This window comes from Exiguobacterium sp. FD-YE-25-4 (assembly GCF_057004685.1).
Genome location: NZ_CM168041.1, coordinates 292472 through 316276, shown reverse-complemented (window position 1 = coordinate 316276; position 23805 = coordinate 292472). Strand labels below are relative to the sequence as shown.

The 23805-nt window shown below is 52.2% G+C and carries 25 protein-coding genes and 1 other annotated feature; of the genes, 12 read left to right on the top strand and 13 right to left on the bottom strand.

Annotation, left to right across the window (positions count from 1 at the left end):
* Positions 1-56: 56 nt before the first annotated feature.
* Both AC13H5_RS01620 and AC13H5_RS01615 read right to left on the bottom strand, forming a co-directional pair.
* Entirely contained in the window at positions 57-536 is a 480-nt protein-coding gene (locus AC13H5_RS01620) for an LURP-one-related family protein (RefSeq protein ID WP_034780813.1), read from the bottom strand.
* Positions 537-753: 217 nt separating this feature from the next.
* Entirely contained in the window at positions 754-1254 is a 501-nt protein-coding gene (locus AC13H5_RS01615; protein WP_233005248.1) for a restriction endonuclease, read from the bottom strand.
* A gap of 119 nt (positions 1255-1373) precedes the next feature.
* On the opposite strand from AC13H5_RS01615, the gene AC13H5_RS01610 reads away from it, so the two are divergent.
* Both AC13H5_RS01610 and AC13H5_RS01605 read left to right on the top strand, forming a co-directional pair.
* Positions 1374-3548 carry a PAS domain-containing sensor histidine kinase gene (locus AC13H5_RS01610; RefSeq protein ID WP_483546187.1) on the top strand — a complete coding sequence of 725 codons (2175 nt, stop codon included), beginning with the start codon at positions 1374-1376 and terminating at the stop codon, positions 3546-3548.
* The gene (locus AC13H5_RS01605; RefSeq protein WP_138860057.1) at positions 3545-4615 is read left to right on the top strand and encodes an SDR family oxidoreductase; all 1071 of its coding nucleotides are present in this window, start codon (positions 3545-3547) and stop codon (positions 4613-4615) included. Before AC13H5_RS01610 ends, AC13H5_RS01605 begins: the two co-directional genes overlap by 4 nt.
* Before the next feature lie 17 nt (positions 4616-4632).
* On the opposite strand, the gene AC13H5_RS01600 is transcribed toward AC13H5_RS01605, so the two are convergent.
* Complete coding sequence (locus tag AC13H5_RS01600) at positions 4633-6012, bottom strand: TrkH family potassium uptake protein (RefSeq protein WP_214797436.1); 1380 nt, start codon at positions 6010-6012, stop codon at positions 4633-4635.
* A gap of 480 nt (positions 6013-6492) precedes the next feature.
* Between AC13H5_RS01600 and motA the strand changes: the two genes are divergently transcribed.
* Positions 6493-7275 (top strand): flagellar motor stator protein MotA, encoded by a 783-nt coding sequence (gene motA / locus AC13H5_RS01595; RefSeq protein ID WP_021068127.1) that lies wholly within the window; start codon positions 6493-6495, stop codon positions 7273-7275.
* A complete protein-coding gene (locus tag AC13H5_RS01590) occupies positions 7253-8029 on the top strand; it encodes a flagellar motor protein MotB (protein ID WP_214755008.1) in 777 nt (258 codons plus the stop codon). Before motA ends, AC13H5_RS01590 begins: the two co-directional genes overlap by 23 nt.
* 34 nt (positions 8030-8063) lie before the next feature.
* Here AC13H5_RS01590 and AC13H5_RS01585 read toward each other — a convergent pair whose 3' ends face one another.
* The 4 genes from AC13H5_RS01585 to AC13H5_RS01570 form a co-directional block, all read right to left on the bottom strand.
* On the bottom strand, positions 8064-9488 hold the full coding sequence (locus tag AC13H5_RS01585) for a dihydrolipoyl dehydrogenase family protein (RefSeq protein WP_214754908.1): 1425 nt from the start codon (positions 9486-9488) through the stop codon (positions 8064-8066).
* Positions 9485-9850: a DUF1499 domain-containing protein gene (locus AC13H5_RS01580; protein ID WP_214754906.1), complete on the bottom strand. Its 366-nt coding sequence runs from the start codon at positions 9848-9850 to the stop codon at positions 9485-9487. Before AC13H5_RS01580 ends, AC13H5_RS01585 begins: the two co-directional genes overlap by 4 nt.
* Before the next feature lie 64 nt (positions 9851-9914).
* A complete protein-coding gene (locus tag AC13H5_RS01575; RefSeq protein ID WP_034780803.1) occupies positions 9915-11294 on the bottom strand; it encodes a sensor histidine kinase in 1380 nt (459 codons plus the stop codon).
* The gene (locus tag AC13H5_RS01570; RefSeq protein WP_034780802.1) at positions 11291-11983 is read right to left on the bottom strand and encodes a response regulator transcription factor; all 693 of its coding nucleotides are present in this window, start codon (positions 11981-11983) and stop codon (positions 11291-11293) included. The genes AC13H5_RS01575 and AC13H5_RS01570 overlap by 4 nt, the downstream gene beginning before the upstream one ends.
* Before the next feature lie 123 nt (positions 11984-12106).
* On the opposite strand from AC13H5_RS01570, the gene AC13H5_RS01565 reads away from it, so the two are divergent.
* Both AC13H5_RS01565 and AC13H5_RS01560 read left to right on the top strand, forming a co-directional pair.
* Positions 12107-12928, top strand: a complete 822-nt coding sequence (locus tag AC13H5_RS01565; RefSeq protein WP_034780799.1) for a Cof-type HAD-IIB family hydrolase — start codon at positions 12107-12109, stop codon at positions 12926-12928.
* Positions 12929-12964: 36 nt separating this feature from the next.
* Positions 12965-13954: an alpha/beta hydrolase gene (locus tag AC13H5_RS01560; RefSeq protein ID WP_483546186.1), complete on the top strand. Its 990-nt coding sequence runs from the start codon at positions 12965-12967 to the stop codon at positions 13952-13954.
* A 40-nt stretch (positions 13955-13994) separates the two neighbouring features.
* On the opposite strand, the gene AC13H5_RS01555 is transcribed toward AC13H5_RS01560, so the two are convergent.
* The 4 genes from AC13H5_RS01555 to AC13H5_RS01540 form a co-directional block, all read right to left on the bottom strand.
* A complete protein-coding gene (locus AC13H5_RS01555; RefSeq protein WP_483546185.1) occupies positions 13995-15557 on the bottom strand; it encodes an aromatic amino acid hydroxylase in 1563 nt (520 codons plus the stop codon).
* 53 nt (positions 15558-15610) lie between these two features.
* Positions 15611-15806 (bottom strand) — a binding site (T-box leader).
* Between the two features lie 122 nt (positions 15807-15928).
* A complete protein-coding gene (locus tag AC13H5_RS01550) occupies positions 15929-16606 on the bottom strand; it encodes a uracil-DNA glycosylase (protein WP_483546184.1) in 678 nt (225 codons plus the stop codon).
* Positions 16607-16688: 82 nt separating this feature from the next.
* Entirely contained in the window at positions 16689-17324 is a 636-nt protein-coding gene (locus AC13H5_RS01545) for an FMN-dependent NADH-azoreductase (protein WP_029596264.1), read from the bottom strand.
* 123 nt (positions 17325-17447) lie between these two features.
* Positions 17448-17879 (bottom strand): MarR family winged helix-turn-helix transcriptional regulator, encoded by a 432-nt coding sequence (locus AC13H5_RS01540; RefSeq protein ID WP_034780788.1) that lies wholly within the window; start codon positions 17877-17879, stop codon positions 17448-17450.
* Between the two features lie 159 nt (positions 17880-18038).
* Here AC13H5_RS01540 and AC13H5_RS01535 point away from each other — a divergent pair, with 159 nt between their 5' ends.
* From AC13H5_RS01535 to AC13H5_RS01525, 3 genes are all read left to right on the top strand, one after another.
* A complete protein-coding gene (locus AC13H5_RS01535; protein WP_034780785.1) occupies positions 18039-18413 on the top strand; it encodes a hypothetical protein in 375 nt (124 codons plus the stop codon).
* Between the two features lie 93 nt (positions 18414-18506).
* On the top strand, positions 18507-19394 hold the full coding sequence (locus AC13H5_RS01530; RefSeq protein ID WP_034780782.1) for a diacylglycerol/lipid kinase family protein: 888 nt from the start codon (positions 18507-18509) through the stop codon (positions 19392-19394).
* A gap of 55 nt (positions 19395-19449) precedes the next feature.
* Complete coding sequence (locus AC13H5_RS01525) at positions 19450-19974, top strand: GNAT family N-acetyltransferase (protein ID WP_483546183.1); 525 nt, start codon at positions 19450-19452, stop codon at positions 19972-19974.
* 34 nt (positions 19975-20008) lie between these two features.
* Here the strand turns inward: AC13H5_RS01525 and cbpA are convergent, their stop codons facing one another.
* Positions 20009-20644 carry a cyclic di-AMP binding protein CbpA gene (gene cbpA / locus AC13H5_RS01520; protein WP_034780770.1) on the bottom strand — a complete coding sequence of 212 codons (636 nt, stop codon included), beginning with the start codon at positions 20642-20644 and terminating at the stop codon, positions 20009-20011.
* A 187-nt stretch (positions 20645-20831) separates the two neighbouring features.
* On the opposite strand from cbpA, the gene pdxK reads away from it, so the two are divergent.
* The 3 genes from pdxK to bshB2 are packed head-to-tail and all read left to right on the top strand — an operon-like array spanning position 20832 to position 22731.
* Complete coding sequence (gene pdxK / locus AC13H5_RS01515) at positions 20832-21656, top strand: pyridoxine/pyridoxal/pyridoxamine kinase (RefSeq protein WP_483546182.1); 825 nt, start codon at positions 20832-20834, stop codon at positions 21654-21656.
* Positions 21657-21709: 53 nt separating this feature from the next.
* A complete protein-coding gene (locus AC13H5_RS01510; protein ID WP_034780768.1) occupies positions 21710-22081 on the top strand; it encodes a YojF family protein in 372 nt (123 codons plus the stop codon).
* Entirely contained in the window at positions 22078-22731 is a 654-nt protein-coding gene (gene bshB2, locus AC13H5_RS01505) for a bacillithiol biosynthesis deacetylase BshB2 (RefSeq protein WP_034780767.1), read from the top strand. The genes AC13H5_RS01510 and bshB2 overlap by 4 nt, the downstream gene beginning before the upstream one ends.
* Positions 22732-22896: 165 nt before the next feature.
* Here bshB2 and AC13H5_RS01500 read toward each other — a convergent pair whose 3' ends face one another.
* Positions 22897-23730, bottom strand: coding sequence for an undecaprenyl-diphosphate phosphatase (locus tag AC13H5_RS01500; protein ID WP_034780766.1), 834 nt, complete (start codon positions 23728-23730; stop codon positions 22897-22899).
* Positions 23731-23805: the final 75 nt, after the last annotated feature.

The following is a 23805-nucleotide window of genomic DNA, read 5'->3' as shown; positions in this document are numbered from 1 at the left end:
GGAGCTTTTTTTCATAAAAAAACACCAGTCGCCGTGACTGGTGTTCGTCATATTGGTCACACCGATACCGCGATGGGCATCCGTGATTTTACTGTCAACGTTTTAAGGACAGACAACAACTCGAACATCGAGAGTTGGTCGGCCTCTTTCGTCAAGCAGAAGCAGTCATCCTCTTGTTTGCGGAGTTCCGCCACAAGCTTGCCTGCTTTGTCTCGAACGCTGAACTTATAGCGCTCGACATCGTATTGAATCGTATAGAGTCCGCGTTCATAGACGTTGTACTCACACTTTTTCCCGAATAACGAGAATTTGTCCTTCAACTGACCAATCGCCTGCCCGTCGTGGTTCATGACGACCCACTTTTGACAGTTCGGGATGTACTTCCCGTGAGCGATTTGACGGCCTGACAAGTTATGCACTTGAACACTGCCCTCCGCGTCGCGGTGAACAGATCCGATCGCATCATTTGTCTCGTCATAAATGGTTGCTTCGCCTTGCGTAAAGACACAACCTTTTACATAAATTAATTTGCGCACCGCTTTTCCTCCTAATACGTTCCAACCTTGGATTTGTGTGTGTTTGGTTGGTCTTTCTATGAAACCCCCAAATTGGTACTGCTAGCCGCCTTTCCTCGTTTCAGCGACTACATATTTCATATGACGAAGATGATTATTGCATCGATTGATGAAAAAGACAACCCCTTTTTCTTCGACACAATCCGCCATTCTGTCAAAGTTGTGAACACGCCTGATTTTATCGCTTAAAACCGGCCTCTTTTAGCAACTGTTCGAGCTCCATTCTTGCAATCAGACGAACTTGATTCGGTTCCGCCAATTCGTACGCACTATCGGTATACGATGAGTTCGTCACGACCCAGCCCTCGTTCACGCCATAGTATGGAACAGACGCCGCGACTTGCTGGACGGCTTCGAGTCCGACCGCCTTTTCATAGCGTTTCGCTTGGACCGCGATCGACCATCCATCTTCTGCTTCAAGGAGCAAATCCGCCCCGAAATCACGTGACGCCGGGGTCACCGTCACGGTATACCCGAGCGCGGTGAACACTTCCTCTAAAAATAGTTCAAATTCTCGGCCGTCCATCCGGTCGATGCGGTGGATCGTCGAGAGACGCATCCGCCAAATGAGCCAAAGCAGGCCGACTGCCACGCAAGCGATGATGCTCCAAATCGGTGCATCCCACCACCATAACCCGAGGGCAATCATTAAGCTGAGCCCCATTCCTTTCACGTCCATCGCCCTCTCTATGTGTTCTTATCTTCACTTTACCGTTTGAAGGCAGGAAAACAAAGGGGGAGCTGTCGAATGTATTGAAGATGTACCCGTTTGATATAGAGAAGGAGGGATCATCGTTAATGGAGAACCGAGGACATCTCCAAAGCGAACTGCTACACGCCTTACCGTACGGTGTAGCGTTAATCACGACGGATGGGACAATCGTCCAAGCAAACCGTCCGTTTTTAGAGCAATTCCCTGAAGACTTACAAACGCGATCAAACATTTTTCATATGGTCAACCAGTCACCGATCACGATGGAGCTGTCACGACGGATGGAGCAAGGACTATCTTGGACGTATGAGATGCCGACGATCCGGATTCACGCCATCCCCAATGGTGACGTCTACATCCTCTCAATCGAGCCGCTCCCGCTCGATACACGGGTGACGGTACAACATAACGCGTTCGAAGCCATGATGCACACGGAGCTTGATATGGCGATGATCATGACCGATGCCAATCTGTTGATCAATCGCTTCAATAAAGGCGCGACCGAACTGTTCGGATATGCGCCGCACGAAGTACTCTATGAAATGACCCCATTCGGTCTGTTCGAGTCAAGAGAACTGAGCGAGAAGCGGACCCACTATCAAGACGAAACGGAGCGGCTCTTGTCATTCGAACAGATGCTTCGTGTGGCGTTAGACCGAGGCGACCGTGAATGGAAGTTCCAACGAAAAGACCGGACCCATTTCGTCGGAAAACTGTTCATGCACCCTGTCTATGAGCAGGCACGCGTCATCGGCTTTTTCTTTTTCGTGTTCGATGTCAGTCCTGAGATTGCCTTGAAAGGCGAATTGCTTCATAAAGAACAACGCTATCGCATGTTTGCCGAATCAGTCATCGAAGCTGTGCTATTCCATGAAGGCGGGACGATTTTAGACGCGAACAAGGCGGCCGAAACGATTTTTCGCATCCCGGCCGAACAGATGGTCGGCCGTCAAACGATCGAGTTCATCGCCGAAGGCTACCGGGCCGATGTGTTGCGCCGCATTCGCAATCATATCCAGACACCGTATGAGGTCATCGGCCGTCGTGAGGACGGGACGTTCCTCGAGATGGAAGTGTACCCGAAAGAAGTGACGTTCCAAGGTCAGACGCTTCGTGTCGCCGTCATGCGCGACATCAGCGACCGAAAGAAAGTCGAGCGCATGCTCGAGCGGGAGAAGAACGCCATCGCCCGGCAACGGGATATCATCCAATCGATTTTACAGGCGTCCAATGAAGCGTTCGTCTTGACCGAATCGAACGGCAGCGTCCTCTTCATGAACGTGCACGCCCGTCGTCTGCTCGATTTGCCGGGTATCGCCCCGAACAAGATGCAAGAGCGAATTCCGCTCCTGACGACATTCCGCGCGCGTGACCGCACCGAGATGTTGAAAAAAATCGATTTGTTGCTCGACGGATCGGCGCGAGAAGTGTCAATGCGCTTCTCGATTCCGCAACCGAATGATCGGGACGAGCAATATTACGAGATGTATGGGACTGGTATGGATACGAAACGCCAAATCGGAATGGACAGTGGGTTCTTGTTTGTTTTTCGCAACCGGACCGAAGAAGAACGGATGGACCAAATCAAAAACGAATTGGTCAGCACCGTGTCCCACGAACTGAGAACCCCGCTCTCGTCACTGTCGGGATATATCGAATTGATGCTCACTCGCGACTTGAACCCCGAAAAGCGTGAGCGCTACTTAAAGACGATGGCGAAGGAAGCGAAGCGTCTGACCGACCTGTTGAACGATTTTCTCGATATTCAACGAATGGAAGACGGCAATCAAGAGTATAAAAAAGACCACTTCATCTTGAACGAACTCGTCCGCGATGTTGTCGAACGCTTCCGCGAGACGAGCAATCACTCGATTCATTTCGATGACGCCTATGAATCGCTTCACCTCATCGCCGACAAAGACCGCATCGAGCAAGTCATCATCAACCTGCTCTCGAACGCGATCAAGTACTCGCCTCATCACCACGAAGTCGAGGTACGGGTCCGCCATGAACGTAACCAAGCCCACGTCTCCATTCAAGACTTCGGCATCGGGATTCCCGAGCATGCGTTCGAAGAGTTATTCAAAAAGTTTTATCGCGTCGACAACTCGGACACACGTCAAATTGGCGGGACGGGTCTTGGGCTGTCAATTTGTAAGGAAATCATCGAATCACACGGCGGTAGTATCGAGGTCGAGTCGAGCGTCGGCGTCGGCTCGACATTCACGTTCACGTTGGACTTAGCGGAGGAGACACTATGAACCATTACGCTTTCACCGGTTTCCCCGGCTTTTTAGCCGGAAAGATGATCACGCACCTCGCAACCTTGCCGAATCAAATCGGAACGATTTACGCGCTCCACCTCCCGACCGAACGTTCCGGGGCACTCGCTTTAAAACAGGAGCTGTTGGAAGCGACATCGTTACGAGATGACCAACTCGTGCTCGTCGAGGCCGATATCACGCTGCCTGAAGTCGTGCTCGACCCGATCATGCGCTCGGTCATCGAACGTGAAGTGAATTACGTGTTTCACTTGGCCGCTGCGTACGACTTGAGCATCCCTTATGATGTCGGGTATCGCATCAATCTGCTTGGGACGAAACACATCACCTCGCTCGCGAAACGGGCCCCGCACTTGAAACGATACGTCTACTTCAGCACCGCCTATGTGTCCGGACGCCGTCAAGGAACCGTTTATGAGAACGAGTTATGGCACCGTGTCCGCTTTAAAAATCATTACGAGGCGACGAAGTATGAAGCCGAGGCCATCGTCTCGCGGGAGCTCGGTTCGATGCCGGTGACCATCATCCGTCCCGGCATCGTCATCGGCCATAGCGAGACCGGCGAGACGAAAAAGTTTGACGGGGTCTACTTCGTCTTGAAGCTGATGGACCAACTCCGCCAAGCCGCCCCGCTGCCTTACATTGGACGACAGAATATCGAAGTGAACCTCGTCCCGTATGATTATGTCGTCGAGGCGACCGCTTATCTCGCCCACGCCCCGGTCGGTTTAAAACGGACGTTCCATTTGACGGACCCGTTCCCGCACGGCGCACGCGAAGTGTACCGGATGATTCATGAAGAGATGTTCGGTCGTCCTCCACGCGGGACGATTCCACACGCAGTCGCGGAGACCGGATTCTCGGCGCTGCATCTGTCGGAACGTTACGGCGTTCCGCGCGAACTACTCGCCTATTTCAAACATCAAGTCCATTTCGATACGACCCAGACGTTGCGGGCACTGAGCGGGACGGACATCGTCTGTCCTGACTTGAAAGACTACTTGCCGAAAGTCGTCGCCTATTACGAGACACACAAAAAGCCCTGAACAGGGCTTTTTGTGTGTCATCCGATTAACAACTTCTCTTTTGGATAGCGAATCTTCCGGTCCATTTGTCTCGCGACCGTGAATAGAATCGTCAACGAGCCGACGCGGCCGAGCAACATCATGAACATGATAAAGCTTTTTCCGGCATCGTTCAGTTCTGCCGTGATTCCAAGCGATAACCCGACCGTGCCGAACGCCGAGACCGTCTCGAATAGGAGCGCGGTCGCCGAAATGTGGCCGTTCGTCAAGATGGTCAGTGCGGTAATCAATAAAATAAAGATGAAACTGGTGATGGCCACCATATACGCTTTTTTGATTTGGAACGCGTCAATCGTCCGCTCCAAGATGACCGTCTCCTTTTTACCGACGATGAACGCCCACATATCCGCCAAAATGACAGCCACGGTCGTCACTTTAATCCCGGACCCGGTGGAAGCGGCCCCTGCACCGACGTACATGAGAATCAAGACGACACCGATCGACACAGGCGCCATCGTCGAGATGTCGACCGTGTTGAAACCGGCCGTCCGTGTCGTCACCGCCTGGAAGAAAGTAACGTGCAACGCTTCACCGAACGGGCGTCCATATAAACTCCCTTCCGTCGACACCCATTCAAACAGCATGAGCGCGAACCAGGCAATGCCGTTGACGATGGCGAGTGACGCAATCATGATTTTCGAATGCAGCGCGAGCCGTTTCCAGCGCTTCACCTCGGTCGCGTCCGCAATCGTCGTGAAGCCGAGCCCTCCAATCATCAAGAGGACGGCAATCGTGATGACGATGGCCGTATTCTGTTCAAATTGCATCAAACTGTCTGGCCAAAGGGCAAACCCCGCGTTATTGAACGCTGATACCGCATGGAAGAAGCCATAATACAATGCCTCGCCGAAGCGATAATCACCGGTGCTGTACAGTTCGAACGTTAAAAACAGCATGCCTAGAAACTGAACGATCAGTGTCGTGAAGACGATGTTGCGGACGAGCCGGACCGTGCCGCCAGGCCCCGACAAGTTGAGCGATTCTTGAAGGAGAATCCGCTGTTTCAAGCCGATTTTCTTCCCGAGCACGCTGAGTAACATGAGAGCGACCGTCATGAAGCCGAGGCCTCCGATTTGAATCAAGGCGACGATGACGAGCTCGCCGAACGTGTTGAAGGAAGAGCCGATATCAATCGTCGACAACCCGGTCACCGTACCGGCCGACGTGGCGATAAAGAGACAGTCAATCCACGACACGGGTTGCGTCTGTGCAAACGGCATGTAGAGCAGGGTCGCACCAGTCAAGATGGCGAGTAAAAATCCAGTCGCGATAAAGCGGGCCGGCTTTTCAAACACGAGCCGGTAGAGCGCTTCAATTCGTTTTATGCGCATTTCCCGCACGGTCAATCGATGTCGCATCTCGCTATCTCCTTCACATCTAGTTTTCTAAGGCTCATATTACTCCTCACTTTTAAAATTGCCAACTAGAAAAATGTATCGCTAACTGTTTGCCGATTTTTTTGGTAATATGAGAGATAGACTTTAAGAATGTTGAGGAGGTTGAATGAAACCGTGGACCCTAGTACGGTAGATCATTCGCTAACGGATGTCTCGCGAAGGTTGGAGCGTCAGTCACAATGTATGCCCGCCCATCTTTATTTCCAACTTGAAGAACTGCTACATTGGTCACTCGATCAAGAAGTTGTGAATCAATTGTACGCATTATTAAAAAAATACGACGTGTTAACCGATATAGAGCGTGAAGAACGAAATATCAGCATTCAAATGCTGATTGACGAAAACGGCGCTTAACCATCGGGAACGCATTTGCGGGAGACGAGTTAAGTCTCTCGCTTTTTTTGTCTCCTGATTTTTTTTAGAAAGGTGGAAAACATAGACATGGATGTCGTCACGTTAGTAGGACTCATACTTGGGTTCCTCACCCTCGTCGGAGGGATGGTATTGAAAGGAGCCGGGATTGCCCCGCTCATCAACCCGGCAGCACTCGTCATCATTTTTGTCGGGACAGCGGCCGCAGTCAGTATCGCCGTCTCCAAAGAACAACTGCAAAACGTACCGAAGTTGTTCGGAATTCTCTTCAAAAAGCAGGAGTTGCCAAGTAAATCCGGGCTGTTGACACAGTTCGTCGACTTGTCGACGCAAGCGCGTAAAGAAGGACTCTTGTCGCTCGAGACAGCGCTCGAACAAGTCGAAGAGCCGTTCTTGAAACAAGGGATGATGATGGTCATCGACGGCCAACCGTCCGAATATATCGCCGAGGTGATGTCGCGCGATATCGAGAACATGGAGCAACGCCATAAAGCGAACTCGGACATCTTTACCCAAGCCGGCACGTATGCGCCGACACTCGGGGTTCTCGGAGCCGTTATCGGGTTGATTGCGGCCCTAAAAGATTTGTCTGATATCGAAAAGCTCGGTCACGCGATTTCAGCCGCGTTCGTCGCGACGTTGTTCGGGATTTTCACAGGATACGTCCTCTGGTTCCCATTCGCCAATAAATTGAAGCAGTATTCGAAGAGCGAGGTCATCATCAAAGAGATGATGATTGAAGGGATTCTCTCGATTCAAAGTGGGGAGTCTCCGAAGACGTTAGAAGATAAATTGTCTGTGTATTTGTCTCCAAAGGAGCGAGCCGACTATGAAGCGCAAAAAGAAGCATGATCATGAGGAACATATCCCGGAAGGTTGGTTAATCCCGTACGCCGATTTATTGACGCTCTTACTCGCCCTCTTCATCGTCTTGTTCGCCTCGAGTAACATCGACCAGACGAAGCTCGAGAAAATGTCTCAATCCTTTAATCAAGTGTTCTCTGGCGGGACGAGCGTGTTCCAAGCGTCGACCGCCTCGAACAGTGACATCAGCCGTACGAACAAGACAGATACGACAGCGAATCCTCGGACATATGAGCTCGCCAAACTGGATGAGTTAAAAGAAGAGGTCAATCAATACATCAAAAAGAACGGGCTCGAACAAGAGATTGAAGCGACCATCAACTCGAGCGGTCTCGTTTTGACGATTCAAGACCGAGCCTTGTTCAGTATGGGGGAAGCGACGCTTGACGCCGAGGCTAGAACGGTGGCCGGCTCGATTAGCGGTATCCTGGAAAAAGCCGGTAACCGTGAGATTGTCGTATCGGGTCACACCGATAACATCCCGATCAACACGGCCCGGTTCCCGTCGAACTGGGAACTCAGTTCAGCCCGGGCCACGGCCTTCATGCGCGGTCTGTTGACGAACGATGCTTTGAACCCTAGCCAGTTCACGCTCGCTAGCTACGGAGAATACAAACCGATTGCGACGAACGACACCGAAGCAGGGCGCTCGAAAAACCGCCGGGTCGAAGTGTTGATTAAACCACTCGTCGATTTATCAGAAGGCTCACCGAAGATGCTCGAAACGATCGTCTTACCATAAAAAAATCCCACTCTGTCGAGAGTGGGATTTTTCGTTATCGGGTCCATTCGAAGTACTTGCGTGACAAATCCGTGAGCGGGCTGTTGAACAAGCGCTTCCGCCAGTAAAGGTCGGCCACTTTTTTCACGGCCTCGCTCCGCGACGGATACGGATAAATCATGCGGGACAGCTTGCCGATTTTATCGCCTCGTTGCATCGCATAAACGACGATTTGCATCCAATCCCCGGCCGTCATTCCGACCGCGTGCCCACCGATAATCTTACCGTTCTTCCGGGTGATGATTTTGACGAATCCTGTCTCTTGACGGTCGGCGACGAACCGATCGACCTCAGACAGTTTCGCTTCAAAAATCTCGACGTCATCGCCGTGACGCTCACGTGCCTCGGCCTCGGTCATGCCGACGTGGAACACTTCCGGGTCCGTGAACGTGATCCACGGCATCTTCGTGTAGTCGACCTTGTTCCATAGTCCGAACAAGGCGTTCGCCACGACGGCTTTCCCTTCTTCTCCGGCCGCATGGGTGAACGGTAACGTCTTGATCGTGTCACCGATCGCGAAAATGTGCGGTTGGGACGTCCGGTATGTCGAAGTGACATCAACGTACCCGTCTTTCACGTTCACATGCGCCCGGTCGAGCCGTAGTTCATCAATTCTCGGTTTACGGCCCGTCGCCATGAGCAGTTTGTCAGCCTCATACGTCACGGTCTCGCCATCGACTTCAGTCGTGACGTGAATACGTCCGTCCTCTTCCGCAATCTGCTTCACTTTCACCCCGATTTTCAGACGCATCGCCATCTCGAGCTGGGAGCGGAGCAATTTGCTGACAGACTCATCTTCTTTCGGTAAGAACGTGTCCTGTGCCTCAAGCACGGTCACTTGGCTTCCAAGACGAGCGAACGATTGGGCAAGTTCAAGCCCGACCGTGCCGGCGCCGATGACGATGATACTTTCTGGCAGCGTTTCTTCTTCAAAAACTTGTTCGTTCGTTAAGTACGGCACACTGTCCAATCCATCAATCGGCGGTACGGTCGGTTTCGATCCGGTCGCGATGACAAACTTTTTCCCAATCAACAAATCGTCTCCGACTTTAAGCTCGTACGGGCTTTGGAATGATGCCTCGCCGATATACACATCGACACCAAGTTTTTCGAAACGCTCCGTTCCGTCATGATCTTGGATAATGGCGCGGGCACGATCGACACGCGCCTTCGTCGTCTGGTAATGGTCGCGGCCATCAAACTCAGCTCCGAGCACACGCGCCGCCTGCATCATGCTACTCGCTTCTTTCGAAGCGGCAATCAGCGCTTTCGACGGGACACACCCGACGTGAAGACAGTCTCCACCAAGGTGTTTCTTCTTCTCGACCAAGGCGACCTTTGCGCCTAAGTTTGCGGCACCAGCCGCGACCGTCATCCCGGCCGCGCCTCCACCAATCACAATCAACTGATAATCCTTCATCTCATCAACCTCCGATAGCGTTCACTCACATCCTGCATCCGTTTCCGGTTCACCCCAAAGTCAGAGTGACCGAGTCGTGATGCCGAGCGGAATTCAATCTGTCTTGTCTCATCGTCGAATCGGAATTCAACGTCATCCTTAAAGCGCATCATTTTCGACGTGACGACATAATGGAGCGTGTCATCCGTCTCCTTGACGAGCTCGGTCCGAGGCAGTTGCCCCATCACCATCTTCATTGTCTCGATGCTCTGAGCGCGGTCTTCCCCGTATGGGAGCGGCTCCATGCGTAGCGCCTCAATTTCTGTTTCGGTCGAGACAGCGTTCGGACTACCTGACAATGGCTTCAATGATTTCGTTGCCACGAAAAAAACCTCCCTCATTCTACATACAATTACATGTATCCTGAATTCGGAAGGTTTAACCCTTTTAATGCAGTTCGCTCGGATCGAGCGGCAACAAAACAGTCACCGTCGTCCCATGACCGACCTCACTTTCAATGACGAGCTTTCCTTCGTGCGCCTCGATCAACTCCTTCGCAATCGCGAGACCAAGACCACTGCTGCCTTTCGTCACTTGCGCCTGATAGAACATTTCCGTGATGCGTTGCAGGTGATCCCGTGAGATACCAGGCCCCTCGTCAATAATCGAGATGAACGCGACCCGCTCCGATTGCACGAACCGTACGGTCAACGTCCCACCTTCGGGTGAGAAGCGAATGGCGTTCTCGAGTAAGTTTAAAAATACTTGCTTCAACCGGTTCTCATCAAACAGTCCAATCGATTTTTGGGGGTACCGTTCGATGAGGGTGATCTGTTTATCCTCGAGCGACTGTTTCAACTGAATCGTCACTTTCCGTAACAGCGATACGAGGTCGAGTTCTTGCCGATACAAGACGAGCCGGCTCTCTTCAATTTTCGTGTAATCGAGCAACTGCTCGACGAGCCCAATCATCCGCTCCGTCTCCGAATGGATGATGCTCAAACCGAGCTCGGTCTCCTCTGACACTTTCTCGTCCCCGCCGCGAATCGTCTCGGTCCATCCTTTGATCGAAGTGAGCGGCGTCCGCAACTCGTGCGACACGTTTGATAGAAATTCATTTCGTGTCGATTGATGCTGCTGCACTTTCGCTCCTAAATACGTCAGCGTCCGGGCCAGTGCCCCGAGCTCATGTTTTTCATTGGAATAGACTTCGACGTCAAAATCACCTTGCGCCATCTCATCAGCCGTCTCAATGATGTCTCGAATCGGTCGGACGAAGCGGTCTGCAATCCGAATGACGGCATAGAGCGCGACCAGCCAAATCAAGACACCAATCATGACGACAGCCATCCAAATCTCGCGAATCAACGTATCGAGATCGGCGAGCGGTCGCGTGAAGCTGATGGCGAATTCACTCGTGCCGTCCGTGATGATGGGACTCGTCACCGACAAATAGTGGTTCCCTTCCGCATCGTAATCTTGGACGACGGACTCACCGCGGGCGAGGTCTTGCAGTTGTTCCGGTGTGAAGGCCGCCTGCTGCGCCCGCTGTCCCGTCGTTTTAATGATTTGACCGGTCCGGTCGACAATCGTCAAATCGGTGCCTGGATACCCGAACGTCCGGACGAGAACCGAGAACGCGCTCGGTGTTTCAAAACCGACCTGCGCCTGGGGATAGAGATAGGCACTCGTCGTCGCATGGCTAAGTAAGGCCTCTGATTCATATTCATAGTAGTAGCGGTACGTTCCGTACGACAAGACGCTCACGAGCAAGACGAGCACGAACGTCATGACGAGCATAATCCGAATGACGAGCTGTTGCTTCATCCGTCATGTCTCCGCCATTTGTACCCGTGCCCCCACAGTGTCTCGATATAAGCCGGGTGGCTCGGATCATCTTCAATTTTTTGACGGAGACGACGAATGTTGACGTCGACCGTCTTTCTGTCCCCGAAGTAATTGATGCCCCAAACGGCATCTAACAGCGCATCACGTGATAAGACGACTTCCTCGTTTTGGACGAGGTGACAAATCAAATCGTATTCGGTCGGGGTCAAATCAATCGACTGCCCATACTTCGTCACTTGCTTCGCTGCCAAGTCGATGGCGAACGGTCCGGACTTCAATCGCTTCTTCTCTTTTCGTTTCACTTTCTCGACACGTCGGAGGAGTGCTTGAATCCGCGCCACGAGTTCGCCGGGACTGAACGGCTTGGCGATGTAGTCGTCCGCCCCTCGGCCGAGTCCTTCGATTTTATCTTCTTCGAGTGTGCGCGCCGTCAGCATGATAATGCCGACATTCTCATCTAAATCACGGATGGCCGCACATGCCTCAAAACCGTCCATCTCTGGCATCATCACATCCAATAACACGACATCGAACGGTTCACGATCAAACGCCGTGACCGCCTCGCGTCCGTTCGTCGCCTCAAAGACGTCGAATCCGGCCCGCTTTAAATTAACGATGATAAAGCTGCGAATCGCATGCTCATCTTCGGCTACTAATATTCGATTCATCATTCCACCTCTTCTGAAATTCACTACTTCTTAATAGTTACGTTTTTGCGACAAGGTTGTCAATTGACCTCAAATCGTATTAGGATGGAGTCATTAGATTCTGAAGGAGGACTCCTTACCATTATGAGTTACAAGATGATTGTTTTAGATATGGACGATACGCTCCTCACGAGCGATCACACGATTTCCGCCAAAACGAAAGCTGCCTTGCTGGATGTACAAGAACGCGGACATAAAGTCGTGCTCGCGAGCGGACGTCCGACGTACGCGATGTGGGATGCCGCCCGTGAACTCGAACTTGCCAAATATGGTAGCTATATTCTCTCATTCAACGGTGCCTCAATCATCAATTGTGAGACGAATGAAGAAATCTTCTCGAGTACGTTGCTTCCGGAAACGGTCGCCCATCTCCATGATATCAGTGTCCGGGAAGAAATCGCGATTCATACGTACATCGGTAACGAAATCGTAACCGATCAACCGAACCCGTATACCGATATCGAAGGTGAATTGACAGGGATGCCGGTCATCCATGTCGACGACTTCAAAGAAGCGGTCACGACGCCTGTCGTCAAGTGTCTCATGCTCGGTGATGGCGATACGCTTGCCCCGATTGAAACGAAACTGCAAGTCGAACTCGAAGGCAAACTCGCCGTCGCCCGTTCGAAACCGTTCTTCCTCGAATTTACGGAAGCGGGTGTGACGAAAGGGACGAGCCTCGCCTTCTTAGCGGAGCACGTCGGCATCGAGCAAGCCCACGTCATCGCTTGCGGAGACGGGAACAACGACTTGACGATGATTGAATGGGCCGGGCTTGGGGTCGCAATGGGCAACGCCAACACAACGGTCAAAGGCAAAGCCGACTTCATCACGAAATCAAACAATGAAGACGGGATCGCGCACGTTATCGAAACGTTCATGGGAACTGTCCTCGTCGATCGATAAACGGACAACTCAGGTTGAATTCAAGGAGGAATTACGATGAATAAAGGATTGAAACGGGCGGGACTCGGACTCGTCGGCACGGCTGTCGCCGGTGCCGCCTATGTATTCTTGTCCCCGAAACCGACCTCACGCCTCGTCAAAACCTCATTTGCCGGCGGGAACGAAGTGGCCATTAAAGGGTTCGAGGAAGTCGTACAAAAAACGTCGGTCCGTAAAGACATCGACTACCATTCGGCTTACGAGAACGGAACGTTCGACTTGATTCGCTACGAAGGTGAGAAGCAGATCGTCCCAACCATCTTTTGGGTGCACGGCGGTTCATTCGTCGGTGGCGATAAGGCCGACGTCTTCAAGTATGCGACGTCGATCGCAAGCAACGGCTCCAACGTCGTCAGCGTCAATTATGCGCTCGCTCCAGACGTCACGTACCCCGTCCCGCTCCAACAACTTGAAGAAGCATACACGTATATCGCTGAAAACAATGACCGCTTCCGGCTCGATCTCGACCGTGTCTTCTTTGCGGGCGATTCGAACGGGGCCCAACTCGTCGCTCAGTTCGTCGGTATTCAATTGAACGACGACTACGCACCATCGGCCGAAGTGAATCAAGTCGTTCCGAAAACGTCGATCCTCGGCACGATTCTCATGTCGGGTCCGTACGATTTGAAACGAAGCATCATCGAGTCATCGAAGGCGGTCAACCGCTTCTTGTTCAAACGGATTGGTTGGGCTTACTTCGGAACGTACAATTGGGAAGACTTGCCGGTCGTCGCGGAAGCGTCGCCGCTCGTGAATATCCCGGCCACGTTCGTTCCGACGTTTATCACTGACGGCAACACCGGTTCGTTCGAAACGCAAGCGAAAGAATTTTCGACGATCCTCTCAGGTCGTGCGGACGTCACGAGCGTCTTTTATGACCGAAACGAGCACACACTCGGCCACGACTACCATTTTGAGATGGATAAGCCGGCAGCCAGTGCCACGTATCGCCGTTTAATCACATTCTTGCGTGAAACGACGCGTTAACAAATAATCCCCGCCCATCATTGGGCGGGGATTATTTTTGTCAGTTGAGCAATGCGAGCGCGCGGCCGATCAACTCATGCCGCGACGGTGACGTCTCACGTAACGCGTGCAACCGTTCCGTCAACGCCTGTCGAAGCGCATCGGACTCGACGAGCTCCAAACATTCGATATGGAGCAACCAAGCATCGGGATGATTGGCAAGAATCGTCGGCACGAGCTCATCAATCGACTCGCCTTGCTCCCGCATATTGCGAATTCGATTGAACATCGGGTCATCGTTCGTCCAAACACGGGCGTCACGTTCGATGCGGACCGGCTTCTCTAAGATGATGAGCTCTTCAATCTCGGTGCCTGGGAAGATCGATGGGAGCGTGTCTTGTCTCACTTCAAGTGTCGTGAGATGGATTTGTCGGTCTTCAATCGTGACGATGACGTCTTCGAACCGTAACGCTTCCGTCGTCTCGCTGACGAGGCGTCCGTCCAGTCGAATCCCTGCCGTCGCCAATACGTCTTGAAGCGGTCCATCGAGAACGAGTACGCCGTGGTTCTGTAAGTTCGTCAATTGACCGTGATTGACGTTCACACAGTCGTCCCACTGGACGAGCGCATGGGCTCCGGAGCGTGTCACGTGACGAATCACACCGACGCGGTCCGTCCCGTCTTCAAGCCGGACGGTCGATTGACTGCCCGACGCGAGCGCTTTCTCGAGCGAGGCGATTCCACCTTGGTTGACCGCCATCCGTGACTCGAGTTCGTCTAGCGCGTCCTTCAACGCTTCAAAGTCCGGGATGACGAACAACTCGCGTTGCATATTCGTCACGTCCTGTTTCGTTTCGAGTGCGTGCTCTAAATTGAACGGATGTTTCGTGACGGCGTCAGTCAAACAATGACGGCTCTCCCCGACCGATGATAACAGTCCTGCCCCGTAGATGAGCGGGTTGTCCACCTCACCGATGAGACCGAACTCGACCGTCCACCAAAAGATGCGGGCGACTTGTTGCGCTTCAGAGAAGCCGGTTACTTGGGCTTTGGCCGCATGAACCGCCGCTTCGGCTGCCGCGATCTCCTCGTCCGTCGAGTTCGCATTCTCCTTCACGACGGTCAATCGTTTCAGTGCTGCAAACGAGGCGTGTTCTTCACGATTCATGAACGCTTTCGCTCCAAGCTGTCCGAACCGCTTCACGATTTGGGAGAACTCCGGATCCATCAACATCGGTGCATGACCAGCCGCCTCGTGGATGATATCTGGTGCCGGACTGTACAAAATATTCTCGACTTTACGAATATCGGTCGCGACCGGCAACATGCCGTTGCCTTGGAAATCAAAGAAAGCGACGCCTGGGATGAGTCCATCGACCGCGACCATCGACCAACCGGCCGCTCGCATCTCTTCGGTCATCTTTTCAACGTCAGGGAGACGCTCTGGCCCCATGCCCGTCTTTTTCAACCCTTCGATGTAGAACGGGTGTGCCTTCCCTTCAAGCGTGTGCAAGTTCAGTCGCAAGACGAAGCGCCAGACAGCATGATCCGTCGGCGTGTACTCGTCGTAGAACTGTGGCGAAATATGTGGGGCCAAATGGCGTGGAATGATTTGTGTGAGCATGATGTTTCCTCCTTTGATTGACTGAACGTAAAAAAGTCCCTATCGATTCACTCGATAGGGACGACGATGCCGCGGTACCACCCTGATTACTAGACGATGTCTAGTCACTCTATTCCGATAACGGGGGACCGCTCAACAAGTGAGAGCTCGCGAACTGTAATTCGATTCATCTTTTGGGCGTGTTCACAGCACCACACGCTCTCTGGGCCAGGGAAGATGTCTCTACTTCGGTTCGGTCATCGCTTTTATACTGTTATACAGTTATGCTTCTATGCACATATGCTTTTAAGCGCTAAAGTATCTTGTTGGTAGTAACGATAACAGACCGTTTGAATGTCGTCAACAAAAAAACAGTCCGCATCTGCAGACTGTCACAAACACCAATCAATTTCAGGTTGTCCCCACTCACTCAACTTCGCGTTCACTTGCGAGAACGGCTTCGATCCGAAAAAGCCGCGATGGGACGAGAGCGGGCTCGGATGGACCGACGTCAAGACGGCATGTTGCGGGCCAATCCATTTCTGTTTCTTCTTCGCGTCGTTCCCCCATAAGACGAACACGATCGGCTCTTCACGCTGCCCGAGTCGCTCGATGATGGAGTCGGTGAACTGTTCCCAGCCCTTCCCGCGGTGAGACCCAGCCTTGCCTGCCTCGACCGTGAGGGCGGTGTTGAGCAATAGCACGCCTTGTCGGGCCCATTTCTCCAAATTGCCGCTGGTCGGGACCGGACAGCCGACATCGTCCTGCAATTCTTTAAAGATATTACGGAGTGACGGCGGAAGGCGGACGCCGTCTTGGACCGAGAAACTGAGTCCATGCGCTTGGTTCGGTCCGTGATAGGGATCTTGCCCGAGGATGACACATTTGACGTCCTTAAACTTCGTATAGACGAACGCGTTCCAAATATCTTCTCGCTCCGGATAGACGGTCGATGTCGCATACGCTTCATCGACGAACGCTTTCAAGTCAGTAAAATAAGGCTCGGCCATCTCGGATGCGATGATGTCGCTCCAATCCCCGAGCAGGCGATCTGATAACTGTTCTCCCATGTCACTCTCCCCTTTCCGTCTTATCATACCCGAATCGATGGCACACAAAAAGGCGAGCCCGATGTTGGACTCGCCTTGATCATTATACTGTGACCGCGCCTGCGACTTCTTTCGCAAGTGCTTCGGCTTTCGCTTTCGCGTCAGCAACGATTTCTTCGATTTTGTCTGGATATTGGTTCATCCCTTCAACCGGAAGTGTCGTCACTTCTGTCACGCCTACGAATGCGAGTGCTTGACGAAGGTATGCGTCTGCGAAGTTGAGGTCTGTACCTGTGTAGATTCCACCCGTACCTTGGATGTGAATCGCTTGTTTGTTCTCGAGAAGACCGACTGGACCTTGCTCTGTGTAACGGAACGTTTTACCAGCAGTCAATACGCTGTCGAGGAACATTTTCATGCGTGCTGGGAAGAAGAAGTTCCACATTGGCGTCGCGAACACATACATGTCAGCTTCCATGAACTTCTCGAGCATACCGTTCATTGTTGCGACTTTAGCCGCTTCGACGTCTGTGAGTGCTTCGCCTGATGCGAATTTGCCCCATGCGCTGAGGACGTCGCCGTCGATTTCTTGGACATCGACATCGTAAAGTTCAATCGCTTCAACTTCGAGTGACGCATTTTCGTTCGTGAGTGTCGTCATGAATGTTTCAGCGACTTGTTTGCTGTATGACAATTCTGTCGGTTTCGGGTTAGCAGATACGTATAATACCTTTTTCATAATGGGTTCCTCCATAAAAGTAATCTCTATTTGTAACAACAGTTTGAACTATATCATCTGTATATCTCGCAGTCAATTATTTTAACTTCAAGATAAATGAGTCAAAAAAAAAACAGGCAGGCGTCATTTGCCTGCCGCGTTATAACCGACCCGTTTTAATAGGTCGATCAGCATTTCCGTCTCCTCTTCACTAAGTGGACCGTAAATGTCTTTAAAGATTTCGATATGCTCGGGATAGACGACGTCCATCAAACGCTTGCCTTCTTCGGTCAACGAAGCATACGTAACGCGTCGGTCAGATGGACAAGCCACACGTTCAATCAAGCCACGTTTTTCAAGCTTATCGATCACGTATGTGACACTGCCGCTCGTAATCAAAATTTGATCTCCGATTTGCTGGAGCGGGGTATCCCCTCGTTTATACAATACGGATAAAACACCGAACTCTGTTGAATTCAATTGGTGGCGTCTTAAATCGTCCTTTACACGGTCACTGATCGCGTCCATCGCCCGCGCTAAAACGATCCACGCCTTCAATTCGAGTGATTCAATCATGTCGGTTTCACCTCAATTCGTTCATCATTTACCTTTAGTATAGCAGGACATGAGCAGTATACGGTGGGAAAAACGCTTCGTCAAGAAACTTCTTCATTGTCGCCCCTGTCTGAAACGTATAGAATGGAATTATTGCGATTTTTAGAAAGGGTGGACGGTATGCGTGAGTATTACGAGATTTCATTGACGATTAAACAAGCCTATTTGAGTACGGTCATCGAGTTGTTGAACCGGGAAGGGATCGCCCCAGACTATGCGCTCGAAAAAGAAGGCGCGGTCTTTTTATTGTTCAACCACTTACCATGGCCGAACGTCACGCGCGAACCCCATGCGGTCGAACGCTTTTTGTTGACGTTGGCGCGTGAGGACTATTTGTTCGTCAAAACGAAACGCAAGTCCCCCGTCCCGGACCATGAACCGGTCGCCTGCATGGGCGCGTTCGACTCACCGTTCCATGAGCATTTGAAGATTGAACTCGCCGTCGACGAATCGGATGCGAGCCATCTCGATATGTCGGCGTTCCGGCACTACTGAACAACACATCTGTGTTGTTTTTTTTATGACTAGTCTGGGCATATGACGGGAATAGATGACAATATCTGAGTGTGAAAAGGAGAATGTGCTTTGATGGATACAGTCATGTTAATCGTCAACCCATCGTCTGGGAAAGAGTTAGGGAAAGAACACGCCGCGGCAGCGGAGGAAGTCTTACGTGAGCGTTACGGGAACGTCGATGTCCGGTTCACGGAGAAAGCTGACGATGCCACCCATTTCGCAAAAGAAGCGGCATCGAAACAATATAAAGCCGTCATCGCGATGGGTGGCGACGGGACACTGAACGAGGCCGTCACCGGTCTCGCCGAAGCCGACCATCGTCCTGATTTCGGCATCATCCCGCTCGGTACCGTCAACGACCTCGCCCGCGCGCTCGGCGTCCCGAGCGATCCCGCAGATGCCATCGAGGCGCTCAAGACAGCTCAACCGACACCCATGGATATCGGCAAATATGAGAATGGCTATTTCATGAACGTCATCGCCATCGGGCTCATCGCCGAGGCCGTCGACGAGGTCAGTGTCGAGGAGAAAACGAAATGGGGCCCGTTCGCCTACTTGATCGAAGGCATCAAAGCGTTCCGCGAACATAGCCCGTATGCGCTGTCGGTCCAAGCCGATGAGCACACGTTCGACGGAGACGCCTATTTGGTCGTCATCGCCCTCACGAACTCGGTCGGCGGGTTTGAGAACTTTGAACCGGACGCTGAGTTGAACGATGGCTTGCTTCATGTCTATTTATTTGAAAACCTCGGCTTCAAAGACGCGGTCCAACTCGCACCGGCCCTCTTCACCGGCAAGTTGAAAGAAACGGACAGCGTCACGTCGTTCACGACGAAACGCGTGCATGTCGACTCACCAGAATCGCTTCCCGTCAATGCCGACGGCGACACGGGCGGGCAGCTGCCGCTCACGTTTGAAGTACTCCCGAGTCATTTGAACGTTTTGAAGCCGGTCGAGTGAAACAAGGATTTTCCCCCTTAAACGCGAAAGAACGTCACGGAAAGGAGGGGAAAGGATGACCATCTCGCTCGTCCCTTTACAGGAAGCGTCGAACGCCATCGCCGCAACGTTCAACCGTTGGAACAACGACCCGACAATCGTCCATTTGATTCGTCCCGTCCGCTCGGAGGAAGAACTCGCCGCCGAACATCACATGACGGTCGAAGACTTGACGGACCGTCTCCGGACCCATGACATCTTCCTCATCTACGCAGATGACGTGCTCGTCGGTGAGGTGAATATCATCTATGATGCCCCGCATCTGTACGACAACGAACGCGGAAGCGCCTGGCTCGGACTCGTGATTGGAGAGCCGACCGGTCGCGGGAGAGGTGTCGGTACAACGGCCCTCGCCCTGTTAGAAGAACGACTGCGTGCACAAAATGTGCCTCGCATCGAGCTCGGTGTGTTTGGATTCAATGAAGCGGCTCATCACCTTTATCGAAAGGTCGGCTACACGGAAATTGCCCGCATCGAGGCATTCACTTATTGGAACGGTCGATTTTGGCCGGATATCCGGATGGAAAAACGATTGGACTGAAAAAACCTTCCTCAGGAATGAGGAAGGTTTTTTGTCAGTTGTTCAAGTTTTCGACTTCGACGACGCGGAACCCTTTTTGTTCGAGTTTCGCGACGATTTTGTCTTTCTTCGGCTCGTCGCAATCAGGCGGCAACGTGATCAATACCCGGCGCAAGACTTTACTCTTGGCATCGAGCGTCATGAGACTGGCAATCGATGAGTATTTGCTGATGATTTTCGTAATCTTCTCAAGCGCCCCCGCTTGCTCACTGAGTGCGATTGTGACGACATAACTCCCCGTGTCACGACTCCATGCCTCTTCGAGCATGCCGAGCATCTTCCCGTGCGGCAAAATCCCGTAGAATTCGTTGCTCTCATCTTTCAAGACCGCGATATACGGTAATTCTTTGATCGAGAAGAACACTTTGAAGAAACCGTCCGATTCATGGACGTACTTTTGCGTGTTCTTGATGAGCTCCATGACGTTGTCGTCTAGGCTCGCCCCACTCATCCCGTGGCGATAAATATGCATTTTATAGATATTACCGCGGAAAAACGTTCCCGTCTCATCGAGCACAGGGACACAGCGGTAGCCTGTCTTTTCGAGCGTGTCGAGCGCCTCGCGTAATGTCGCCTTTTCACTGATTGTGACGACATCTTTCTTCGGAATGCATAAGCTATGCACTAACATGCGGTTTTCCTCCTAGCCAATTGAAAGTGGTCTACACCCTATTCATTACTATTCCCCAAATATGATTGAAATCCTGCCATCAATTTTCGAAACTTATTCCGGCGCGAAAACGACCTCGGAATTTGTCGTAGCGTCAAAAAGTCGTTATAGTGAAACTATCCAAACAGACAAAGGGGATTGAACGACTATGACAATGAAAAAAGCGTTAACGATCGCTGGCTCGGATACGAGCGGCGGTGCAGGCATCCAGGCTGATTTGAAGACGATGGAAGAGCTCGGTGTTTACGGGATGACCGCACTCACGGTCATCGTGGCTCAAGACCCGCATAACGCGTGGCACCACGAAGTATTCCCGATCGACACGACGTTGATTGAGAAACAAATCGATACGGTCCTCGCCGGAATCGGTGTCGATGCCGTCAAGACAGGCATGCTCCCGACGCCAGAGATCATCGAACTCGCCGCTCGTAAAATTAAAGAATACGGCATCCAGAACGCGGTCGTTGACCCGGTCATGGCTTGTAAAGGTGCAGACGAGATTCTCAACCCGGACGTCGCGGTCGCGATGCGCAAGCACCTCGTACCGGTCGCTAAAATCATCACACCGAACTTGTTCGAGGCGCGCATGCTCGCAGGTCTCGATAAAACACCTTCGACGATGGATGAAATCAAAGAAGCTGCTCGTTTGATCCATGAGCTCGGCGCTGAGATTGTCATCGTCAAAGTCGGCGGCAAGCTCGGGTTTGATACAGCATTCGACGTGCTTTACGACGGTAACGAGTATCGTCTCCTTGAGAGCGAGAAAATCGAGCCTGCCTTCACACATGGCGGCGGCTGCACGTTCTCGTCAGCGATCGCGGCCTCACTGGCGAGCGGTCACTCGGTCGACGAGGCCATCCAAATCGGAAAAGAGTTTATCACTGAAGCGGTCCGTCACTCGTTCCGCCTCAACCAATACGTTGGCCCGACGAACCATACCGGTTACCGTAAAAAACTAGCAACACAATCTTAACGGGTGGCCCGGGACGTATGTCTCGGGTCATCGTTTCCATTGGAGGGAACCGCGTGAAATCGATTCAACCTACAACTATCCAGACATACTTGGACGCGCATGTATCCATGCCGCTCTATGTCCACGTCGAGACGACGAACGGGGCGTATGCGACGCATAACGACCCTGACTTTCATAACGCCGGCATGTTCATCCGGAACGTCGTCATCGAATACAGCATCGGCCAAATCAAAGGCAACGGTCCATATCGGGTCGGCTTGAAGCTCGATCACGGTTGGCTTTACGTCGAAGGATTGACCGATTACGAACAGCATGGGGACCAGCTCCTGCTCGCCGGTCATGACCGGCTCGGTCGCCTCGCCTGCGCCTTACACTTAGATATCAAACCGCTCCCACAAGGAGCCTCGGAGGTGGAAAGCCAATGAATGGACCGTTACTCGTTATTTTTCCGCATCCTGATGATGAAGCGTTCAGCTCGGCCGGGACGATCATCCAACACCATAAGAACGGCTTCCCGGTCACGTACGTCTGTCTGACGCTCGGTGAGATGGGCCGCAATATGGGCTCGCCGATTTTCACAACACGGGAAGAGTTGCCGAAGATTCGCAAGCATGAGCTCGAGGAAGCATGTGCCGTCATGGGCATCGACGACCTCCGCATGTGGGGACTCCGTGATAAGACCGTCGAGTTCGAAGACGAAGCGGAACTCGCTGGACGGTTCAGCGCGTTAATCGAAGAAGTGAAACCGGCCCGCGTCATTTCCTTCTACCCGGGCTACGCCGTCCATCCCGACCATGAGGCGACAGCACGAGCGGTCGTTCGAGCGCTCCAAGAGATGGATGAAGCGAGTCGTCCAGAGTTTTTAGGCGTCGCCTTTGACCATCGCACCGAAGCGGAACTCGGAAAGCCGCACGTCCTCATCGAAGTCGGCGACGAGAGTGCCGCGAAACGCGAGGCGTTGCTCGCCCACCGCTCTCAGACGGAAGGATTGCTGCGGGCCATCGACAACGCAGAAAACGCCCACGTCATGGAGTTACTCCAACGTGAGCGTTTCTATCACTATCCGTTCTCATGATTCGTAAGCGAGACGCGTCATGTACAAGAGTGCACCGACAGCCCCGAGGCCAATCAACGTTCCCAATACGACAACGATATGTTCCATGTTCTCACCTCTACTTGGTTATACGAACTTGATGGATCATTGGTTTCAAAGCGCATGTGCTGACATGCGCTTTTTTTCTTAGAAGTACAAGAAGTAAATGATAGCCGCCAACACGATGCGATATATGGCGAACGGCGTCAATTTGACTTTATTGATCAACTTCAAGAAGAACTTGATCGACAACAGCGCGAATAAGAACGCGCTAATGAATCCGACGACGAAGACCGGGAGGGTCGCCATCGTGAAGTACTCCCATTTGCTGTAGAGCGAGAGCGCACTAGCACCGAACATAATCGGTACGGCCATGATGAACGTGAAGTCCGCCGCGGCCCGGTGACTCATCCCTAAGAGGACACCGCCCGAGATGGTCGACCCTGAGCGTGAAAAACCTGGCCAGAGCGAGAAACATTGAATCAAGCCGACACCGAGCGCCTGCTTGTACGAAATCTCATCGAGCGTTGCTGTCGTCTGACGCTTCACGCCTGACAAATCGGCGGCAATCATAAAGAACGCGCCGATGACGAGCCCGATTAAGACCGTCTTGATCGAAAACAAGTGTGTGTCGATATAATCCTCGAACATCAACCCGAGCACAGCGGCCGGGAGCAGCCCAATCAATATATGTAACACATTCAATTTGTTCGTCGGCCCGCTGTTACGAATCGCCAGCAATTCTTTCGGATTCAATAACTCTTTGAACCGACTTCGAAACACGACGATGACCGCTAAAATCGAACCGAGCTGAATCACGATTTTAAACGTGTTCGCGACCTCTTGACCGAGGAAGCTGCTCGAATTGAGCCATAGGTCGTCCACAAGAATCATGTGCCCCGTCGACGAGACCGGGGCGAACTCTGTCATCCCTTCGACGACCCCTAACAAAAATCCAATCAGTAACTCATACCATTCCATCGTCTGTCTCCTACTCCAGTATTGTTTCTTATCATACACGGTTGCTTCTCCGTCCGCCTCGGTCTTGAGGCGTAA

Excerpts from the sequence above, each read along its gene's own strand:
- AC13H5_RS01615 (WP_233005248.1), bottom strand. The coding sequence starts at position 1,254 with ATGGACGTGAAAGGAATGGGGCTCAGCTTAATGATTGCCCTCGGGTTA.
- AC13H5_RS01610 (WP_483546187.1), top strand. The coding sequence starts at position 1,374 with ATGGAGAACCGAGGACATCTCCAAAGCGAACTGCTACACGCCTTACCG.
- AC13H5_RS01605 (WP_138860057.1), top strand. The coding sequence starts at position 3,545 with ATGAACCATTACGCTTTCACCGGTTTCCCCGGCTTTTTAGCCGGAAAG.
- AC13H5_RS01600 (WP_214797436.1), bottom strand. The coding sequence starts at position 6,012 with ATGCGACATCGATTGACCGTGCGGGAAATGCGCATAAAACGAATTGAA.
- motA (WP_021068127.1), top strand. The coding sequence starts at position 6,493 with ATGGATGTCGTCACGTTAGTAGGACTCATACTTGGGTTCCTCACCCTC.
- AC13H5_RS01590 (WP_214755008.1), top strand. The coding sequence starts at position 7,253 with ATGAAGCGCAAAAAGAAGCATGATCATGAGGAACATATCCCGGAAGGT.
- AC13H5_RS01585 (WP_214754908.1), bottom strand. The coding sequence starts at position 9,488 with ATGAAGGATTATCAGTTGATTGTGATTGGTGGAGGCGCGGCCGGGATG.
- AC13H5_RS01575 (WP_034780803.1), bottom strand. The coding sequence starts at position 11,294 with ATGAAGCAACAGCTCGTCATTCGGATTATGCTCGTCATGACGTTCGTG.
- AC13H5_RS01570 (WP_034780802.1), bottom strand. The coding sequence starts at position 11,983 with ATGAATCGAATATTAGTAGCCGAAGATGAGCATGCGATTCGCAGCTTT.
- AC13H5_RS01565 (WP_034780799.1), top strand. The coding sequence starts at position 12,107 with ATGAGTTACAAGATGATTGTTTTAGATATGGACGATACGCTCCTCACG.
- AC13H5_RS01560 (WP_483546186.1), top strand. The coding sequence starts at position 12,965 with ATGAATAAAGGATTGAAACGGGCGGGACTCGGACTCGTCGGCACGGCT.
- AC13H5_RS01555 (WP_483546185.1), bottom strand. The coding sequence starts at position 15,557 with ATGCTCACACAAATCATTCCACGCCATTTGGCCCCACATATTTCGCCA.
- AC13H5_RS01550 (WP_483546184.1), bottom strand. The coding sequence starts at position 16,606 with ATGGGAGAACAGTTATCAGATCGCCTGCTCGGGGATTGGAGCGACATC.
- AC13H5_RS01545 (WP_029596264.1), bottom strand. The coding sequence starts at position 17,324 with ATGAAAAAGGTATTATACGTATCTGCTAACCCGAAACCGACAGAATTG.
- AC13H5_RS01540 (WP_034780788.1), bottom strand. The coding sequence starts at position 17,879 with ATGATTGAATCACTCGAATTGAAGGCGTGGATCGTTTTAGCGCGGGCG.
- AC13H5_RS01535 (WP_034780785.1), top strand. The coding sequence starts at position 18,039 with ATGCGTGAGTATTACGAGATTTCATTGACGATTAAACAAGCCTATTTG.
- AC13H5_RS01530 (WP_034780782.1), top strand. The coding sequence starts at position 18,507 with ATGGATACAGTCATGTTAATCGTCAACCCATCGTCTGGGAAAGAGTTA.
- AC13H5_RS01525 (WP_483546183.1), top strand. The coding sequence starts at position 19,450 with ATGACCATCTCGCTCGTCCCTTTACAGGAAGCGTCGAACGCCATCGCC.
- cbpA (WP_034780770.1), bottom strand. The coding sequence starts at position 20,644 with ATGTTAGTGCATAGCTTATGCATTCCGAAGAAAGATGTCGTCACAATC.
- pdxK (WP_483546182.1), top strand. The coding sequence starts at position 20,832 with ATGACAATGAAAAAAGCGTTAACGATCGCTGGCTCGGATACGAGCGGC.
- bshB2 (WP_034780767.1), top strand. The coding sequence starts at position 22,078 with ATGAATGGACCGTTACTCGTTATTTTTCCGCATCCTGATGATGAAGCG.
- AC13H5_RS01500 (WP_034780766.1), bottom strand. The coding sequence starts at position 23,730 with ATGGAATGGTATGAGTTACTGATTGGATTTTTGTTAGGGGTCGTCGAA.